Origin of the sequence: Magnetospirillum sp. SS-4 (assembly GCF_902729425.1) — a bacterium.
Classification (GTDB): domain Bacteria; phylum Pseudomonadota; class Alphaproteobacteria; order Rhodospirillales; family Magnetospirillaceae; genus Phaeospirillum.
The window spans coordinates 1-332 of record NZ_CACVCH010000017.1 but is presented as its reverse complement, the minus strand read 5'-3'; the positions used below and the strand labels follow the sequence as shown (position 1 = coordinate 332).

General features: G+C 68.1%; 1 protein-coding gene. It reads left to right on the top strand.

Going from position 1 to position 332, the window contains the following annotated elements:
* The coding region (locus tag MTBSS4_RS03815) for a major capsid protein (RefSeq protein WP_173982082.1) at positions 1 to 220 on the top strand (220 nt) is incomplete at its 5' end.
* Between the last annotated feature and the right edge of the window lie 112 nt (positions 221 to 332).

The window sequence follows — 332 nt, the reverse complement described above, 5'->3', positions numbered from 1 at the left end:
GGGCGAAGGCATCGCCTTCCCGCTCGGCACCATGGACACCTTCGTAACCTATGGCGCCCCGGCCAACCTGATCGAGACGGTCAACACCCTGGGCGTGCCCATGTACGCCCGCCAGCTTGCCCGCATGGACGGCAGCGCCATTGACGTCAAGACCGAGGCGTCCATCCTGCCGGTCAACAAGCGCCCGCGTCTGGCGGTGCGCCTGTTCTCGGGCAACTGATGAGCGCCTTCACCGACGCCTTCGACGACCTGTTCGGCGACCCGAACATGGGCGTCACCGTCAGCTATCAGGGCCGCCCCGTGCGTGCCCTGGTACGGCGGCCCGACCGCGA